Annotated in this window: 14 protein-coding genes; 2 read left to right on the top strand and 12 right to left on the bottom strand. The window is 43.7% G+C overall.

The genetic code is table 11. The annotated features are described in order from the left end of the window. The 4 genes from tssM to tssJ are packed head-to-tail and all read right to left on the bottom strand — an operon-like array spanning window position 1 to window position 6262. On the bottom strand, window positions 1-3726 hold the full coding sequence (tssM, locus tag AC2CZC_RS22325; protein WP_237138345.1) for a type VI secretion system membrane subunit TssM: 3726 nt from the start codon (window positions 3724-3726) through the stop codon (window positions 1-3). Window positions 3727-3730: 4 nt separating this feature from the next. Then, on the bottom strand, window positions 3731-4453 hold the full coding sequence (gene icmH, locus AC2CZC_RS22330; protein ID WP_063364458.1) for a type IVB secretion system protein IcmH/DotU: 723 nt from the start codon (window positions 4451-4453) through the stop codon (window positions 3731-3733). A gap of 15 nt (window positions 4454-4468) precedes the next feature. Further along, window positions 4469-5806: a type VI secretion system baseplate subunit TssK gene (gene tssK, locus AC2CZC_RS22335; protein WP_484585481.1), complete on the bottom strand. Its 1338-nt coding sequence runs from the start codon at window positions 5804-5806 to the stop codon at window positions 4469-4471. A 3-nt stretch (window positions 5807-5809) separates the two neighbouring features. Further along, window positions 5810-6262, bottom strand: coding sequence for a type VI secretion system lipoprotein TssJ (tssJ, locus tag AC2CZC_RS22340; protein ID WP_484585482.1), 453 nt, complete (start codon window positions 6260-6262; stop codon window positions 5810-5812). Window positions 6263-6752: 490 nt separating this feature from the next. Here tssJ and AC2CZC_RS22345 point away from each other — a divergent pair, with 490 nt between their 5' ends. Further along, window positions 6753-8828: a contractile injection system protein, VgrG/Pvc8 family gene (locus AC2CZC_RS22345; protein WP_484585483.1), complete on the top strand. Its 2076-nt coding sequence runs from the start codon at window positions 6753-6755 to the stop codon at window positions 8826-8828. Window positions 8829-8853: 25 nt separating this feature from the next. On the opposite strand, the gene AC2CZC_RS22350 is transcribed toward AC2CZC_RS22345, so the two are convergent. Next, on the bottom strand, window positions 8854-9270 hold the full coding sequence (locus tag AC2CZC_RS22350) for a BLUF domain-containing protein (RefSeq protein ID WP_484585484.1): 417 nt from the start codon (window positions 9268-9270) through the stop codon (window positions 8854-8856). A 101-nt stretch (window positions 9271-9371) separates the two neighbouring features. On the opposite strand from AC2CZC_RS22350, the gene AC2CZC_RS22355 reads away from it, so the two are divergent. Continuing rightward, on the top strand, window positions 9372-11156 hold the full coding sequence (locus AC2CZC_RS22355) for a sensor histidine kinase (RefSeq protein ID WP_484585485.1): 1785 nt from the start codon (window positions 9372-9374) through the stop codon (window positions 11154-11156). A gap of 34 nt (window positions 11157-11190) precedes the next feature. On the opposite strand, the gene AC2CZC_RS22360 is transcribed toward AC2CZC_RS22355, so the two are convergent. The 7 genes from AC2CZC_RS22360 to AC2CZC_RS22390 form a co-directional block, all read right to left on the bottom strand. Beyond that, complete coding sequence (locus tag AC2CZC_RS22360; RefSeq protein ID WP_484585486.1) at window positions 11191-12507, bottom strand: sensor histidine kinase; 1317 nt, start codon at window positions 12505-12507, stop codon at window positions 11191-11193. Then, complete coding sequence (locus tag AC2CZC_RS22365) at window positions 12497-13762, bottom strand: sigma-54-dependent transcriptional regulator (RefSeq protein ID WP_484585784.1); 1266 nt, start codon at window positions 13760-13762, stop codon at window positions 12497-12499. Before AC2CZC_RS22365 ends, AC2CZC_RS22360 begins: the two co-directional genes overlap by 11 nt. 61 nt (window positions 13763-13823) lie before the next feature. Then, on the bottom strand, window positions 13824-15047 hold the full coding sequence (locus AC2CZC_RS22370; RefSeq protein WP_484585487.1) for an FtsX-like permease family protein: 1224 nt from the start codon (window positions 15045-15047) through the stop codon (window positions 13824-13826). An 11-nt stretch (window positions 15048-15058) separates the two neighbouring features. Next, window positions 15059-16348: an ABC transporter permease gene (locus AC2CZC_RS22375; protein ID WP_484585488.1), complete on the bottom strand. Its 1290-nt coding sequence runs from the start codon at window positions 16346-16348 to the stop codon at window positions 15059-15061. Window positions 16349-16357: 9 nt separating this feature from the next. Beyond that, window positions 16358-17080, bottom strand: a complete 723-nt coding sequence (locus AC2CZC_RS22380; RefSeq protein ID WP_046357721.1) for an ABC transporter ATP-binding protein — start codon at window positions 17078-17080, stop codon at window positions 16358-16360. Between the two features lie 24 nt (window positions 17081-17104). Beyond that, complete coding sequence (locus tag AC2CZC_RS22385) at window positions 17105-18373, bottom strand: efflux RND transporter periplasmic adaptor subunit (RefSeq protein WP_484585489.1); 1269 nt, start codon at window positions 18371-18373, stop codon at window positions 17105-17107. Between the two features lie 393 nt (window positions 18374-18766). Next, window positions 18767-18910, bottom strand: a complete 144-nt coding sequence (locus AC2CZC_RS22390; protein WP_484585490.1) for a hypothetical protein — start codon at window positions 18908-18910, stop codon at window positions 18767-18769. Window positions 18911-19227: the final 317 nt, after the last annotated feature.

Raw genomic sequence — 19227 nt, forward strand, 5'->3', positions numbered from 1 at the left:
TTACTGCACCTGCTTTGCTGCTTGACTGGCCAGTTGCACACGGCCTGTGAACAAGGCTTCTGGCAAGGCAAAAGACGACATAAAGTACTTGCTGAAAATACCGCTATTGCGACTAGATTTAAGCGCTACCTGTACCTGAATATGTTCATGAGCTTCGCTACTTTCTTCTTCAGGCAATAGCAACTCCCACGTCGCCATATACTCTGTGCCTTTAACCCATTTAACACGCGCTTCGTTGAGTATTTTCAATAACGCCCATGGGCCGTCTTTTTGGATCTCTATCCGATTGCCTTTGCGATCCATGCCATAGATGGTGGCCTTTTCTGCCCCTGTTCTTGCGGGCCAAGTAAACCTGCGCCACTCTTCAGGTTCGTTGCGATAGCGATAGCTTTGGTCGCTGTAGCCTATGTAGGTTTCACGCACACCGCGCTGCGCAACAGGCATCATTTGGAAACTGATCCCCACTTCAGAGCCCTCTCTTGGGAACAATGAACGCGTTACTTTGCGCGCCTTGGTCAATTTATCCAGTACGGGCTTGTCAAAACCAAGGCCGATGCCATTCCAAGTTTTTTCTACCCACACACCGCGTTTAAGCTTTAAAAACGGTGCCAAGTTTGCATCCATAAATTCCCAAAAAATACCGGAGTCGCGATTAAGTAGCTCAGAGATGTCCTCAACTGCGGCATCTGGCCCAGTTAAGTTAAACGGGTATTTACCTTTGAGGTTGTCCTTGTAGCTGATATACACATTGTTGTACCAACGATCGTTTAGCTGACTTCTTGCTTCGTTCATCACGGTTTGCACACTGGCTAATAGCGGCGCTTTTAATAGTCGCTCCAGCACTTGCTTACTGTCTGGGTCAAGCGCTCTCACTTGGCTTTCTACCACCACCCATGCACTTTGCAATGCGTTCTCTTTGTCTTCACCCGTTAATAGCGAGCGTGAAAACTCCATCGCCATGAAGTCATCATCATTACTGGCTGCAATGTCTTTGATATCTGAGTGGAAGGCACTTAATGCACCTAAATATTGCTGCAGATAATCTGAGATCTGTGCCTCTTCAGAGACTGAGGTATAGCGTCTTAAATCCGCGAAACGCTGTGCCAATTCAGGTACTTTTTTGCTGCTTAAGCTTTCAAGCCCTTTACTGTTGCCAAGCAAGGTATCTGACTTCACTTTATCAATGATTTTCTCACTCACACCACTGAGCTTTTCAGGCTCTTGAAGCGGTGCATTACTCAAGTTAATGTTGGCGTCTATGGCCTTCATTAAATCCACCAAAGGCCCTTGCGTAGAAGACAATTGCCCTAATGTTAGGCTGGCTGCGTTGCTGGTATTAAATGGTCTTACTTCAACAGCATTAATAAAATCAAACCACGCCGTGGCGTACTCTTTAAAATATAAAGCCCGAATAGCGCTGGCCAGTTCATTGGCTTTGGCTTCATCAATGGCGCCTTCAGCACCTGCTTGCTCAGTCCCCATCACCCAATCACCAGAAAAAGCAATGTTTGCGCGACGCTTTATCTCGCTGTATACCTCTGATTGCCATGCCTTTTGAGTAAAGACATACGGTACAGTCAACTCACTTTTCAAAAAGGTTTTATTATTTTGGCTCATCATTTGATCGAGCGTCAGTTCAGGGTTGGAAACAGAGACTTTGTCCTTGATCTGCCCGTAGATCACATCAGGCTGCGGATCTGTGGTTAAGTTGGCTCTGGCCTGTGCAATGAGGTGCTCCTGTGACGTCCACACATCCAGCCCTGGCGCTTCAGTGTCTTGGCGTAATTGTGCGATGTAAAAATTAACCAAGGCACGCATCTTCTCTGTGGTTTGCGCCGTTTCATCCGCCTCGATATCCAACTCTAAGCGCTGTGCCACCATGCTCAAAATAGCATTGCTCACAAACGCATGATCTAAACGCGCAAACTCATCACTCATCATCAGCTGAAACTTCATCAAGTTGTAATAGCTGTCTCGCAGTTGCGGTTCGACACGTTTGATCACTTGTTCTTCAGCGATTTGCAAGTCTTGCCACTGAGTGTGTGAACTGGCCAAAGCCGTTGCAATTTGCTGTGCTGCTGGTCCGCCAATTAATGATTGCACGCGCTGCTGCAAGATATGTTTTATCGGTGCCTTGGTGGTGTCCGCTGAATACACGCCCAATAGAAAGTACCAAGGTAACTTCTGCTCATACGCCTCGAGTGTTTGATAGTGCTCAAACAACGCCAACACAGCATTAAACTGCTCAACCTCAGATTGATGTTCCACACTGGTGGCAATTACGTGCTTACTCAATAGCTCACCGGTATTAAGCAATTGCGTGTTATGGGTATAAGAGTTAAACAACAACCCAGACATCAAGCCAATCGCTGTGATGCTGGTGCAGATTGCCAAGCCTTTGACCCATTTTTGTATCTTGCGCTTTTTGCGGTTGCCTTTAGTGAGGTCTTGCAATTTAAACATCACTTCATTGAAGACTTTGTTGACAAAAAATGCGCTGGTTAAACTTTGCTGACGGTATTCAAATAACACTGAGCGGAAGGTCGCCAGTTTGGTTTTAGAGCTGCGCTCAATAGGCACCCCTTCTTGCGTGCCTGAGGTAAAATAGACCCCCGCAAACCAAGGGACCTCTTGGAATGGATTTTCTTTGAATAAGATCTCAACAAACTCGCTGACCTTATCAGATGCCGCTTTAAACTGATTTGGAAAGTCGTAAATAAGCTGTTTACGCTGGGTATCTCGCTCGCGCGTCATCTTGACTAATCGCTGCTGACACAGACGCTGATACATACTCTCCATTTCAGCATTAAAGGTGTCACATGCTTCATCGCTGGTTGGCGTTTGATTTTTATCCAGTAAATAAGCGCCCCACGGCTGCAAGCGCTCTTGCTCTGATAGCTCGTTAAAAAACGGCTCAAACCCGCTAATCAAATCGGTTTTGGTAAACACGATATAAATCGGGAAAATAATCCCAAGTTGGTTGATAAGTTCGTCAATACGAGTGCGAATTTGCTTAACATGGTCTCGTACTTGTTCAGTATCTGAAGTTAAAATATCCGCGATACTGATGGCGACCATTACACCATTGATGGGTAGCTTTGGACGGTTTTTCTTAAGCAATTTTAAAAACGACAACCACTGCTCTTTGTCGCTCTCTTCAGTGGTATAGCGGCCTGCCGTATCAATTAAAATCGCTTGATCTGAAAACCACCAATCACAATTGCGCGTACCGCCAAAGCCCTGAATATGCATTTGATTCGATTTAGAATAGGGGAAATGCAGTCCAGAATTAGCAAACAAAGTGCTTTTACCGGTCGCAGACGGACCGATGATCATATACCAAGGCAGCGCATATAACGCCGTATTACCACGATATCCAGCACCGAGGTGAGACGCCTTTAATGCAGCCAGAGCGTCTTGCATTTTTTCTTTAATTTCGGCCACTTCCGCTTCAGAGCTGGCATTGTGATTAGCCAGTTCTGACGCCAACTTATCACCAGAGCGCTTTGCCCACAGCCAACGCACAAACAGCACCAGCATGAAGACGACAAAAATGCCGCCCATCAGCCAAAGTCGCTGATCAACCCCCCCTAAGCCAATGAAGCGGCCGCCGAACCAAGCCAAGCTCAATAAGGCAAAAAGTCCTATCCATTTGGCTGTTGCTCGTGAAGAAAAGAAATTAAGTAAGAGGTGAATTAAACCACTTTTATTAACTGAACCCGCCATAGCACTACCTAATATTCCCTGTTTTTTCTAACTGCGTTAATACAGCAACCTGTTGCTCTAGCTCAATAAACTGCTCATCTGCTTTGCCTTGCAAATATTGGTGAAAGCCCAAATACATCAACAGCAACACCGCCACGGTGATACTGAAGATCACCCAGTAAGGAAGCCTTCTGCCCAATTGCGTCACAACATGCTCAGCAGGCATGCAGGTGTCTGATAAATTCAGCGGTACTTTGCCTGATAACTCTTCCAACTGGGCGCGCACATCCAACATCAGGGCTTTAAGCTGCTCTACACCCTTAATTTTATAAACCCCTTCAAAACCCAACTGCATACAGACGAAATACACTTCGATAACCGCCCGCTTGCTGGCACCGGCTTGACGAATGTGAGTCAGCTTTTCAAAAAATGCTTCCCCAGCTCTTGAATTACCAAACAGCTCAAGTTGTAGAGGACGCGCCATCCAAGCCATTCTTGACTCCATTTCAGAGGCCATTATTTGCTCATCAAGATAGGCTGTGAGTGCAAATTTGGCTTCTTGCATGTCACTTGCGGTGATCCCATTGGCGTAACAATCGCGCTCAAATTCATCAAAGGCATTCAGCGCTTGCTCACGCAATGCTTCGATGTCTGTTGACTGGCAACCCCCTTGCCTGACCGAATGCACTATGTCTAGCACGGGCGAAATACAGGCCAATAATTCAGTGTGTGTTGATGTCCTTGTCATAACCGTCATTCACTCCTATTTGGTCACGCTCACCAATTCAATTTGTACGCTTTGCAAGCTATATGGCACAAAGATACGCAATGAAAGCTCTTGTTTTATTTGCGCCCATGCCGCACTAGAGGCATTGATCTTGAAGTATTCATAACCCCCTTTGAGTGACACCTTGCTGGGAGGTCTTTGGCAGTGAGTCAGCTCAGCGCCGCCCAGAGCTGATGCGATCAGCATTTCAATTTGTGACGATGCCGCCACTTTCACTTGGTCGGCAAATAGTTCTATCCACTGTGTTGATTCGTGCTCAAAGAATGCCGCTAAATAGAACTCATTATTTCTAAACTGATCGGCTTCAAAGCCAGTGACTTCAAACATCGAGTCAGAGAGCTTTTCAAGTGGTAAATTAGCGGAGCGCTTGGTACTAATGCTGCCGATAAGCTGTTGTATTTGAGATTCAAAATAGCCAAAAATTTGTCCCAAATTGTCATGCTGATAAGGCGGTATATCTATCTGTTGTTCTGCTTCAAAATGAGCCAATTGAGTCAGTAATGTACTCATGGCAATGTACATGTCTTCTGGATGGGTATACTGGGACAACAGTAAGTGATTCAGATAAGGCATATTTGCAGACATGGCTTGTAGCAGCATAAATTGCTTTAAATCGCTGGGACCAAAATCTTCAACGACGCCCATCTGTGTACGACTTGATTGCAGCGCTTGATACTTGGCGTTTAAAATATTACCTGCACTATTTAGCTGAGAAAATGTCGGTGCATGGACACGCACGTTAAGTAGTGAGGGCACAAAATGTGTATCAAATGCAAACTCCCCTTGCTCATTGGTTATCACCTTTGCACACTGCAACTGTTCAATAAAGCTTTGGCTGGATGAGCTTTCAATTAACATTAGTTTGGGCTTGGCCACCATGACCTCTTTGCCGCGTGCAGGGTCATGCTCATCTTGTAGTTCTACAAATTCACATTGGTAGGCACTGAGTTGGCCATTTTGCGGATAACCTTTTATGTCACTCACTGCGTGATTGGTTGCCAGTGCTAAACTCAGCGTCACAGATTGCTGACCGTCATCGAGCTCATAAGTGAGCGCATCTGAGTCAGTAAACGACATTTCGATTAATCGACCACTTTTGAAAATAACGCTGACAGCCAATAGTTTAACGACGCCTTTTGCAATGGCGCTTTCATCAAACTGCAGGCGATAGAATCCATAAGGCACTTTTTGCGATAAACGACTACGCGCAGCCATTTCACTTTGCAAATGCTTATCCAAGTGCTGAAAGTGCTGCTGACTCAACATCACACCTTCAGCCCACACTGGCTTAAAAGACAGGTTATCGAATATCATGAGCTAGTCTTCCGCACCCGGTACATACAATGCATTGCTTTGGACTTCGATATCAAGCGACGTTGATAATGGTACTGGCCAGTCGTTTAGGTCGTAGTAGGTGCGCCATTTACCATCGGTGCGCTCACGAAATAGCGCAACAAAGCCAACATACTTGGCAGAGTCAGCTCGCTCGAAATTGATTTTTAGGCGCTCAGAAGGGTTAATGGTGCGCTCTTCAACCGTGATCAGAGAACTGGCCAAAATAGACCTATCTTCTTTCCACAGTTGTTCAAACGTCGCGTTTCTAAAGGCTTGTACATCTGTAAGCTGATATACCTTTAACACCACAGGCAATGGCTCATCAAACTTATTTAAGTTTATGTTATCGGTCGCCTGAACATCTAATTTAACCTGAGTCGTCATACATGCAGACAAACTTAGCAGCGCCATAAAACAGACAATCAACCTCGCCATGATTTTATTCCTTGTAGTGAATTACGTAAGTTTTATTGTTTTGGTACAGGTATTCACAACTGTGAATGATGTCCATTGAAGCCCTGCGGCATAAATGGCCTTAAATAAGCGGATTGCAAATCGTCTTGCTTATAAACCGCAACTAAATACCTAGCTTAAACTTCAACATCAATGCTTGATTAAAATCAAAAAGCAGTAATAAAGAATCATTTATTGTTAATTTATTGATTCAGAAATCACCCACATTTGTACCCTTGCCAAAAATCGACACAGACAATACATAAAATAAATCTCCAGATCAAACCATTTAATCAAAAATAAAATATTTGATTAACAAAAATACGTACTTTATGATCAAAAACAAACTTAAAGTATGAGGTAAACTCATATTAAAGCGCTAAAAACACAGTTTAAAATCGAATTTTGATTACATAAAAGTTACATTTTAGTGAAGCAAAAATGAAAAACTTCAACGATTAAGGATAGAAAAATGGCACAAACAAGGATGCAAATATATGGGCTGAGTCATCAAGCTTTTGTTACATACTTTGAATTAACTTCATGTATTAGTGAGTTTTTTTTATTAAACGTCAAAATAGAGTCTAAACTCAAAATTGATAATGATTTAGTACTAGGAAATACTGTTACTTTTGAAACAATACATAAGGATGGTAAGAGTACATTTTTTACTGCAACCTTGAGCGATTTTTCAGCTCAGCATGTGCACTCACAGCTTTACCAATATCAGCTTACGCTCAAACCTAAGCTCTCAAGGTTGGTCGACTCTCACCACAGCCGCATTTTTGTAAACTCCGATGTACGCTCTGTCATCCAGCAGCTACTGACTCAAGCGGGCTATCAAGCCGATCAAATTGATTGGCGGCTGTCACACCCTCTCCCTTTTGAAAAAATCAGAGTGCAACCCCTTGAGCAAGACCACCAGTTTTTACTTCGAACCTTGCAGCAATATGGGCTGTTTTACTGGTTTGAGTGCACTGGCTTAAACGAGAAAGTGGTGATCAGTGACAGTAACCTCAACTCGCCTTATGTCAGTCGAACTCAGTTAAGGCTGCGCAGCAGCGATGGTATAGAACGCAATAACACCAGTCAGCATGTCGGCTTTTTTGAATTTAATCGAGAAGTGGCATGGCATTTAGAGGGCAGTCAAGTTCACCAATCCACCAGCCCACCAAACACAGGAACGAGTGTCACAAAAAATTACTTTGAACCCAACTTAAATGCACAAAGCACAGTCCAGTTAAGCACAGATTTTGAACTCTCAGCACGCGCTAAAAATGATGTGCTGCGCCTCACAGGTAATGTGCCAGACGCTCTACCTGGGTATTCATTCTCTCTCGTATGCAATGCCATTGGCCAAGTCAGTGGCGATTATTTATGCATTGAAGCAAAGCACATATTCAGTGCAGGTAGCAGCGAAGAGCCAGATAGTGCCCGCCATCATTGCAAGATTACCTGCATTCCTCGTAGCAACCCGTTTAAGCTCCCCATCCAACCAAATTTACCAAAACCTATGGTATTTCGCGCGCATGTGGTCACCGAGCAAGCAGGCAATGACCCGACTCAAGTGGCCCTAGATAGCAACGGGCACTATAACTATAAATCCCAATATGCAGAAGATATCTCGGTTGTGCCGCACGCAATTAAGGCACTCACACGCTATGCCTGCAGTGGCCAAGCTCAAGCCACAGGCTGGCATTTTCCACTCTTGCCGAGCAGCCAAGTACTGATAGGTTGCATCAATAACGACCCGGACAATACCTTTATCATGGGGTTTGCCCCGGACCAGCAGCAAACAAGTTTGGTCACCAGCCAAAATGCTGAACACAATATCATGCAAACGCGCACCGATAACCAACTGCTTTTTGATGACAATGAGCGCACACCTAAGGTACTGCTCAAAACCCTCAACGGCGAGCAGCATATCGAGCTAAACAGCGATCGTAGCGCCCCTTTTATTCAAGTAGCCGCTCAACAAGGTGCAATGACGCTGATCAGTGCTGATGACTTCACCATTCAAAGTGATAACCGCATCCAAATGCAAGCACGCGCAAGTGCCCAGCTCAAATCAAAAAAAGCCGTCGCTATGCGCACAGATAGAAGTACCATTGAAACGCACAGCAATAGCATTCAAAACCTTATCGGTAGTAAAATAGAAGCCAGCGCCAATACTCATAGCAGCATCAAATCAGGGAAACATATAAACTGCGTCATTGGGCAAGACTGTAACCTTGAGAGTGTCGGTGGCATTTTGCTCTGTGCGCCTAATGGTAGTCAGGTGATCCACGGTGACGATGGTATCACCATACGCGGCCTGGGTATGGGTACACTCGGTCTGTATAGCCAAGGCGCTTCTATCACCCTAGATACCAGCGGTAATATCGATATTATCGCGTCAAAACTACTGACGTTAAAAGGTAAGGCCGCAACCATACTAGATGGACCGGTAGAGTATGACTTTGAATCACCGCAAAGTCCTTCTGAGTCTGAAGAACCCAGTATTTCTGATGTCGAAGATAATAGCCGCGTCAGTATTCGCGATATTTAAACCAGTGCGGTACAGGGTGCCGCCATTATATTTCAGTTTGAAAAGCTGCCATATCCACCAAAAAAGAAATGGCTTGAGCTTGCGTCATTTGCTCCGGATCGAACTCGGTTTGGCCGTTTTTTCGCAGTAACTCATAAAAAGACTCAGATCCCCCCGCATAGCCCATTTGCCACTTTGCAAATGTGTGTTCAGACACTTCGTCATAGCTAATAATAGTGGCTTCTTCATGTCTCGGATCGTCTGCAATATCCAAGTAGAGCTCATTTACCGTTTGTCTGTCTCCCTCGAGTGCTTGTAAAAAAAACTGGTTTTCAAAACACAACATGCCACACACCTCTAATTCGTCGTTATTCGAGCGCGCAGTTTCTAAAATATTGCGTAGATCCGACAAACTCATACTACGAGATGCCTGACTGTAATAGACCAATCTCACTAGCTTCATATCCATACACTCCTAGTCTTCTTCATTGCACATGCCATTACACAGAAAGTGTAATCATTGGCTATAGTTATCAAAATTACAAGGCAAGAACCGCAACGATTATGGAAAGACAACAGCAGAGCGTTTTACACGTTGGGCCAAATTCTGACGCCCTTGATGCGCTATTAACTCAACGTAATTATCAACTCGAAGTCACCGATAATCTCAGAGCATGTAAAAAGCTCATCCGCAAAAAAAAGCCCGGATTAATTATTTTTAATGTTGAAGACACGGACTCTGAGGCGCTGACCGAGCAAGTATTAGAATATGTACGAATTGGCTGCCAAGACAAAGACTTAATCTTCATCGTTGCACATCCTCCAGCACGCATGCCAGACGCATTGAGCTGGATTGAAAATTACGATATTTCAAGCTTTATTTGCTTATCTCCCGATAAAACTGAATTTAACTTAAGCGTGATTGAGCGCAATCTCAAAGCTTGGCAACGCTTAGAGCAAATCAATGCCCAGCACAAAGCTGAGAGCGATCTGTTGATGAGTGTGGCGCACTTACATCGTAATAATAACGATATCAACGAGGTTATGCTGACCTTTATGCGCTCATTGGCTAACATAGCGTGTGCCACAACCCATTGCAGAATAAAAATCAATAATCAAAACGAAGGCGCTTTAAGCCATGTTTGGCCTGAACAACCAACGCTTGAACAGGTGTTGTCCGGTGTTTTCGCTCTACCAGCCTTACCCGCTTATTTAGCGCGCTCTTTAACTGAGAAAAAGCCCCAAATAGATTTATTGCCAAACGACGATGCATTTCAACCACTCAATCAATTACTTGGAACAAAGCTCAGCAGTTACTTAATATTTCCCATTGTTGTATACGATAAAGTCCTTGAAATGATGGTTTTTTTTATTGATGAACAGGCCATGGAATCTGTCTCCATGCGGCAAATTGATGTGGTAAGCAAAGCCGCAGAGCAGCTCACTATTTTACTGGAAAGAAAAGAGTCGGAAAGACGTCTGAAAAAACAGTGTACCCGCTTAAAAGAAGCGCTTCTTGAGCTAAAAGAAACCCAAAACCAACTTGCACACAGCGAGAAAATGGCCACCGTTGGCCAATTTGCCGCGGGCATTGCCCACGAGATAAATAACCCCTTGTCGTCGGTATTAAGTAACTTTGGCTCGATGGACAATTACCTTGATAACATCCTCAATCTACAAAATTTACATGATCAGTTTTTAAGTGCCGTGGAGGGCGGAAATCAGCATGTCGGCGCAAAACTAAAAAGCCAAATCACAGATTATCGGGGCCAATCAGACATCGACTTTATTTATGATGATATTCGCGAGATCGTTGCTCAATCGCAAATGGGCTTAAGCCGAGTCAGTGACATCATTAAAGATTTGCAGTCATTCACCGTTGTGCAAAATCAGCATCACTGCCAGCTCGACATCCCAGCTATTTTGAATCAAAGCTTGTCATTACTAGCGACTCATAACCAGCACGATATTGTGGTCGAGATCAACTTAGCGCACACCTGCCAACCCGTTTCTAACTCTGGATTTGTGCAACAGATTTTAACTAACTTATTAAAAAATGCGTTTCAGGCAGTAGAGCAGAGCCAACCTGAATCCCCCTATGTGGCAGTCTGCACAAAAGACGCTGATAACAGGCTAGTCATTACAGTCAAAGACAATGGGCCCGGCGTACCACTGGATATTCAAGATAAAGTGTTCGACCCGTTCTTTACCACAAAAGCAGTTGGACAAGGCAGTGGGCTTGGTTTGTCTGTGAGTTACAATTTAAGTAAGCGTTTAGGTGGTGAGTTATCTCTTCTCTCTACTCCAAACGCGCATACCGAGTTTACTCTGTCGCTGCCGATAAACTAAAAAGCGCCTGCATTATATATTTATAAAGCAGGCTCTACTTTTCTGGCACTAGCTCTGCGTAAGGCAGAGAAACACTCACTACAACCCCTCGATCTGCGCAATTACGAAACGCTAATTTGCCTTGATGCGCATCAACAATCTCCCGACATAATGCCAGACCAAGTCCTGTTCCAGCGTGCTTGGTAGAGTAAAATGGCAGTAATGCATTTTCCAGTACTTCTGCTGCCATTCCTGAGCCAAAATCTCGCACTGCAATGCTCACATTGTGCTGCCCTTGTTCTGTAAAGCTCAATTGAACTGGCGGCGCATCACTTTGCTCACTTTGCGCTTCATGGGCATTTTTCAAAATATTGATAAGCACCTGCTCTAACTGATGCTCATCTGCAACTACCTGCTTGGAGGGAAGCGCCGTAGTGAGTTCAAACGGATATAATGCGTTTAATTGTTCAACTAAAGCCTGCCAGTTAACTGGTTTCTTATTCGGCATTTTTAGTTTAGATAACTCGCCATACCCTTTAATAAATTCATTAAGGTGCCCAATGCGTCGAGAAATCGCGCTAAACACTCTATCTAATCTTGGCTCAGATAAGTTTTGTGCCAATAATTGCCCTGAGTGGCACATAGAGCTAATGGGAGCAATGGAGTTGTTCAATTCATGGCTGAGTACTCGGATCACTTTTTTCCATGTTTGCACTTCTTGACGTCCCAGTTCATGGGTGATGCTTTTTAGCAGGTAAAGCGTATGGCTTGCTTGATGAATACGCACACTAGATTTAGCCAAGTGCCAAGCTTGCTCATCACCGTTTTGATCGTTAAGGGTAAAAATACTCTCCCCGCTATTTTGCAAGGCGTGCGCAAAGTCATCATCTAGCGTTTCACTGATATCATGCCAACTGTGACCAAACAAAGAATCCCCTTCTTTAAACATGAGTTCTGCAGCGCGATTGGCAAAAATAATTTTATGTTCAGGGCTGACTAGAAACGTGATCACAGGAGAGGTATTGAGCACTTTATCAAGTAACATCTCACGTTGATAAAGATGCTGACGTTCCTTTCTTAGTTTTTCAGTACATTGATTGAATAAATTAAACACACGGTCATAAGTTGGATCATTTTTGGGCGCGATGCTAACCGAAAAGTCACCATCGATCAGACTCAAAAACCCCTGTTCAATACTGCGCTGAATATTGGCCTGAGTTTGGTTGTAAGCACGGTACAAATATCCAATAACAGTAAAAAGTACCATACCTAAAATTAGAAATATCCAAGGATATGACGGCCCATAGAGTGCAGCGGCTATGGTAAATGCCAGTTGGCCAATAAATAGCAAAGCAATCACTTTACTCATCATGCTTTTCCAATTTGAACTTTTCAATACGACGATACAAAGTTTGACGACTGAGGCCTAACTCTTGTGCCGCATGCGCAATCGTCCAGTTATGCTTCTCGAGTACCTGCTGCATGTGCTCTTTTTCGCTCAATGTTGTTGTTTGCTCATGTCCTTGAAAAGCACTGACATCAACTTGATTTTTATCCGCAAAAATTAATGCTCGTCGACAGCTATTTTCCAGCTCTCGAACGTTACCAGGCCATGTTTGCTGCATTAAAAAGTGCTCTGCTTCTTTGGTAAGCGTATGCGCCACACCAATGAAGTGTTGAGCCAATGGAATAATGTCTGCTTTGCGTTTATTGAGCGGTAAAATTTGCAGTTCCATTCCGTTGAGGCGATAGAATAAATCTTCTCTAAACGCGCCACTTTTAATATCGAGCAATAAGTTGGCGTTAGTCGCACTTATCACTCGTACATCTACCTTTTGCGTCACATTAGAGCCCAATCGCTCAAATTCACCGGTCTGCAACACGCGCAATAGTTTCATTTGGCCTGCAAGTGGTAAGTTGCCAATCTCATCTAAAAATAATGTGCCGCCATCGGCTGCTTCGAAACGCCCTGCCCTTGCTTGATTTGCGCCGGTAAACGCGCCTTTTTCTGCACCAAATAATTCGGCCTCCATAAGCTCCTGTGGGATAGCGCCCATATTCACTTTAATAAAAGGCGCATTCGCACGCTGCGATTTTTGGTGAACAAAGTCAGCTAATTTTTCTTTACCTGAGCCATTGGGGCCTGTGATCAACACGTTGATATCCGCAGCGGCCACCTTAGTCGATGTAAAGATAAGCTCACTCATTTCACGACTTTGGTAAATCAATTTGCACTCGGGGGTAGGCGCAGCTTGCACTGAAATATTTTCTTCGATAGCTTGTAATAACTTCTTATCATCCCAAGGCTTAGGGAGATAGTCTGCGGCACCTGATTTGACTAGCGTTATGGCCGTTTCTAATTGGCTCCAAGCGGTGATGATAATGATGGGTAAATTGGGGTTTAGCTCTTTTAATGTACCAAATAACTGCTTTCCCTCATCCCCTGATGTGGTCCCTTCGCTGAAGTTCATATCTTGAATGACCATATCCACTTTTTGTCGAGAGACGGTCAAAATGGCATCTTTAACGTTAGTGACTGTCAATACAGTGTAACTGTGAATACTCAGCAATAAATCTAACGCATCTAAAATATCAGGGTTGTCATCGACAACAAGAATTGTGTTCATAACCATTTAAATGCCATGTAGTGATCGTTTTAACTGGTCACTACATGTCTTTCCTTCATTTTTATAACGTGCGGGTTGCAACCACTGGCGCTATTTTTGTTGTTTTCCATGCAGGCAACCAGGTTGCCGCAGTACCAGATATAAACACGATGATAACACAAGACAAATAACTGATAACATCCGGTTTTGGTATCAGAATGACTTTTGCCAATAACATATTCACTGCAATCACACTCGCGACCCCAAGTAGTGCGGCAATACCACTAACCAGCCAGTTTTCGCTCAACACATAGACTAATACATCCTTTTTCCGTGCGCCCAATGCGCGCCTAATACCAATTAAACGCTTTTGCTTAGACACATGAAAGTGTGCATGAGCAAAGCAACTGATCATGGTCACCAATAACATCATCCCGGTCAGCAAGCTAAATAAGGTTGCCAAACTGCTCGACTCTTTAAAATAATCACTGTGATGTTCTTCCATGGTCAGGATCTCTCGGATCTCTCGTTCAGGGTGTACTTGATTAATGGCCTCAGTGATCGCCGTTTTAGTCTTTTGTATATCACCTGAGGTGACTTTCACCATATACATTAAACGCATTTGAGAGCGAGCCATATTTCTATACATGAATATGCCATGATGTGAGTATTTACTCGAAGGCCTAATTGCAATATCCGACACCACGCCGATCACTCGCCCTTCAGAGGTATGCTTGCCAACCGCGCTTTCTCCCGGGTACAGTGCCTCAGCTAAGCTACGAGTTAAAATGATATTGGCTTCAAATTCATGATTCTCTAAATAGCCATGTGTTGCATTGTCATCAAGCGTAAAATCACGCCCAAGGTGCATTTGTGCGCCGAGTAAGTCAAAAAACTGTTCGCCTACATAGTACATTGGCACACCTGTAAACTGCCTTTCTACTGGCGCATCTTCGGGTTGATTTACATCTTCAATAGAGTGGAAGTTACCGCCTTTCATCAGCGGCAATTGGTTGGTAAAACTCACCGTTTCAACTACATCTAGTTTATTCAAAGCCGCCATATCTTCATCTATTACAGACAAGAAGAAATTGGCATCTAAAAAGGCTTCTGAGGTTGGACGGACCTGAAATACCAATACATTTTCCATATCAAAACCCACATCTCGGGCTAACTTTTCATTGGCTTCAATACTTAACAATAAGCTGTTACAAGCCAGTCCTATGGTTAATACAAGTTGGAAAATAAGCAAACCTGTTGCAAATTTACGCAGCAACATAGATTTTAATAATGCTTTTAGATTCATCGTGCTACTCCTTACTTCAAGATGCTAGCTAGCGGCGTACGTGCGCCCTGCACAAGCGGATATATGGTACTTAACAGGCTGGAAGTCAGTGCCACACCCACACCAATCACTATCATGTGTAGCGGCAATTCTGCTACAGGTGCCAAGTCTTCGAATAACTGACGGTACAAGGCCAATAAACTCATGGCCAACACCAAAGATACCAAGGCACAGGAGATCCCTAAAATCACACTCTCTATCACGCCTTGATAAAACACTTGCTTGCGACTGGCGCCAACCGCTCGACGCAAGTTTGCTTCAAACTGCCCAGCCTGATAGCGAGATAACATCAAGCTATTGGCATTAAAAATACACACCAGCAGAAAGATACCCGTGGCAAAAGTAAACGCTAAAAGATCTTTATTGACGACTTCGTTCTCATCCAACCAAGCGTTTACATCATAAAGTCGGTTATCCACTTCATGGCGGTGATTACCTTTCTCTTTTTGCTGCTGCGCATAGCTATCGATAAAGGTTTGAAAAGCCAATCGCTGCTGCTCATCTACCAGCTCAACAAATGTCTGAATGTAATACGCATTAATCTGTCTCGTTTCACTCAGTACTGAGTAGCTATCTGTCGATACCGCTCGCGCATAGATGGCCCAATTATTGTCTATGGCCACTTCAATGGGTACAAACAAATCATCTGTTTCATCAAAGGCGTTTCCTTCAGAGGCATGATAAAAAAGCGGCCTCATATGCCAAGGTTTCAATACCCCGACAATGTTATAAATTTTACCTTGTAGCTCAACTTGCTTGCCGACACTATTCTCGCCACCAAATAAGGTCATGTTGAGCTTATGGCCAATCACAACATCTGTACCATGCTCATTTTCCCACGCTTTACCATGAGCAAACTCAGCGCCCATCATGTCAAAAAATGAGGCGGTGGTCGCGCGCGTACTACTTGAGTAACGAGTCAAATCTTCAGAGTCTGCACGGCGACTATAGACATGAGTTGCATAGTGCATGGTTGCATTTTCTGCGACACCAGCATCCAGTATTGCTTTTGCATCGCTGTATCTGATCGTATGCATACTGCCAAAGTTATTCGTTGAACCTGCGTAAGTATTCATATTCACAATGAATATTTGATCACTTTTACCGGGTATAGGATCTTGTGACATCAAAGACAGCATAGATAAATTAGCTAACAAGGTGCCGATCCCAATCGACAGGGTTAAAATAATCAGGGAAAAAAACAGCGGTGTGCGTTTAAAGTTGCGCACGCATAGCTGCACATAATAAGAAAACATATCCATGTTTACCTCCTAAGCCACTGGCTGGTTCTGATTTATGATTGGTGCCTGCTCAACTGGCGCATAAATGCTGTAATCCGTGATTTGACCATCAATAATTTGTATATTGCGGTTCACTTCTCTGGCTTGATCTGGGTCGTGCGTGACCATGATGATGGTACTGCCTTCTTTATTAATGGTTTTTAGCAAGTCCATGATTTGCCTTGCCATTAGTGAATCAAGATTACCAGTCGGTTCATCAGCCAATAAAATCTTAGGTTCACCTGCCAGAGCTCTTGCAATGGCAACTCGCTGTTGTTGACCCCCAGACAGCTGACTGGGTAAATAACTATGGCGACTTGATAATCCGACCAGCTCAAGCGCGTACTCAATGCGATTACGTCTTTGCTTAGCACTTAAGCCACGATAACGCAGTGGCATATCCACGTTATCGTAAATACTGTAGTCTGGGATTAGGTTATAATTCTGAAAAATAAACCCGATTTTTTCGTTTCTCAAACGCGATAAATCATCATCTGATAGCCCTTTGACAGAAGTGCCATCCAAGACATACTCCCCCTCGTTAAACTCATCAAGTAATCCCGCCACATTCAAAAATGTCGATTTACCAGAGCCTGATGGGCCAGTCACCGCAACAAACTCTCCCGCATCCACTTGTAGGTTAAAGTCACGTAACGCATGCGTTTGAATCGTTTCACTGCGATACACTCTGCTGATATTGTTCATTGAAAGCATAATTAAATCCTTAATTCTTGTTGTTTATTTTGAAATCTTAAAAGTTTGGCTTTGGCTAAATGCGTCGTAATCAGAAATGATGATTTCTTCACCTTCTTGAACGCCGCTGATCAATTCGACATAGTCAACACTAGATACCCCTATTTTTATGTCACGTAACTGAGCCATTTGCTCTTGAATGACGAAGGCTTGCTTGCCTCCAAAGCTTGATAAAAACGGGCCGCGCTTGACTTGCAGTACCTGCGCTTTTTTCTCAAATTCAATACGTCCATTTACGCGCTGATTCTGACGTAGCGTTAAATCACTATTGGCATCAATCTTCACACGCACGGCAACTTGGTTTTGTTGGATCTCTGGAGATACTGAGCTCACCGCTCCCTGATAAAACTGTCCACCAAGAGATATTTCAACATTTAAACCAATACCTAAATCGTCAGCATAAAATTCTGGTACTTGTAACTCAGCTTCATATTCAGATAAATCGACGATGGTCATCAGTGCTTGGGCATCTGCAACTTGCTCTTTTTGCTGTACTAACCAGCTTCCGACGACCCCGGTCACAGGCGCTCGAACTTCCAGTGCACGTTTTCTGCGCTTCAATTCGTCTAGGATTTGCGTTTGACGCTGAACCGAAAGTTCTCGCGTTTGCGCCTCAAAATCTAAGCGCTTTTTAGCCATAGAGACACGCTTTTGCGCATGCTTGTGCATCAGTTGTGCCTCAAGGAGCGTATCTTTACTGCGGGCAAAGTCCAACTCACTGATCACTTGCTTGTCATAAGACTCTTTGGAGCGACGCTGTTCGCGCTGAGCTGCATTTAATCGCACTGTCGCCTCATCTAAACTGCGCTCCAATTCAAGTTGTGCTTCATCGTCTGCTAATAAGCCTCTATTGGACTCCAACTGTAACTGAGTCAGCAACGAACTTTGCTGATCAATTTGGGCATCGAGTTCTGGGCTGTGGATTGTTGCAAGCAGCGCATCCTGCTCCACTCTATCACCGGGTTTAACTAACAAGGTCGCTTGACCTGGCTCCGGGCTATATACTTGCGGCGCATTGGCTGCCACTAAACGACCAGAGACAGACACATCTCTCACTAGATCTTTTTTTATCACTTTGGCTGTAATCAACTGCGCGTAAGATACCGTTTTTATACCTGAGTACCACTGGCTAATCGCTGGGATAGACACTACGGTGATCAGCGTCATAAATACCGCCGAAACAACGAATTTAAGTTTACTTGAACGCGTGCTTGGCGCGATGACTTCATCCTGGGACTGAGTTCCTTTAATCATTTTATACCACCTGTTGATTTCGATACTTAGATATAAGCGAGGACAGTGCCAACAATGAAATAAAAATAAATATATGATTTTAAAGATCTTTTATATTTCTTATTTTTATCGAGTGTCCGAATGGACACATCTGTTGTCCAGATGTGTCACTGTGACACGATTGTGGACACTTGCTGTCCACAGGATAATTTCATCTAAATTGGTCGTGAGCTTGCACCGATATGGATACAACAAAATGGGGTTTGCTGTGATAGTGGAAATCAACAAGGCGGGAAAAGTCTACTACGATGCATTGCGCATATTGGCATGCTTATTTGATGCCATACTCACTTCATCGATAAAAGAATTGAGTAAAAAGCTGATAAGTTATCAGCTTAATTTTTAAGAGGCTTTCTAAGCACCCTGCAAACAGAGGTGCTTTTGGCGAGTCATGCCTGGTGGTCCTGCTGTGGCACCAACAATATGTGCTGTGTGCTCAGGCTTAAGTGCGTTTTCGGTAATAGATTTTAGCGTTTTTTTCTTTAGATATAACGTCATACATAACTTCCTTTTTATTAATACCTATTTAAATTTCACATATATAACGTGGGTGGTAAATTGAAAAATTTACACTACAAATAGGCATGAAATCTTTCATTTAAGGGACTTAGGTCCAATCATCTTTCTTACAAAAGTAATTAAGCCGCACCAAAACGGAAAAACAGCTTGCTGTTTATTATTAAGCAAACTTCAAACATGTCACCTTACCTAAAAGCCAGCTCGATAAAGAGTGATAAAACAAACACCCCAGCTAGAGTGTCTACATCTCAAATTAATATCATTCAATTACATTGAGGTAAAAACCTATCGAATAC

It is taken from the genome of Pseudoalteromonas sp. MMG033 (assembly GCF_057197785.1).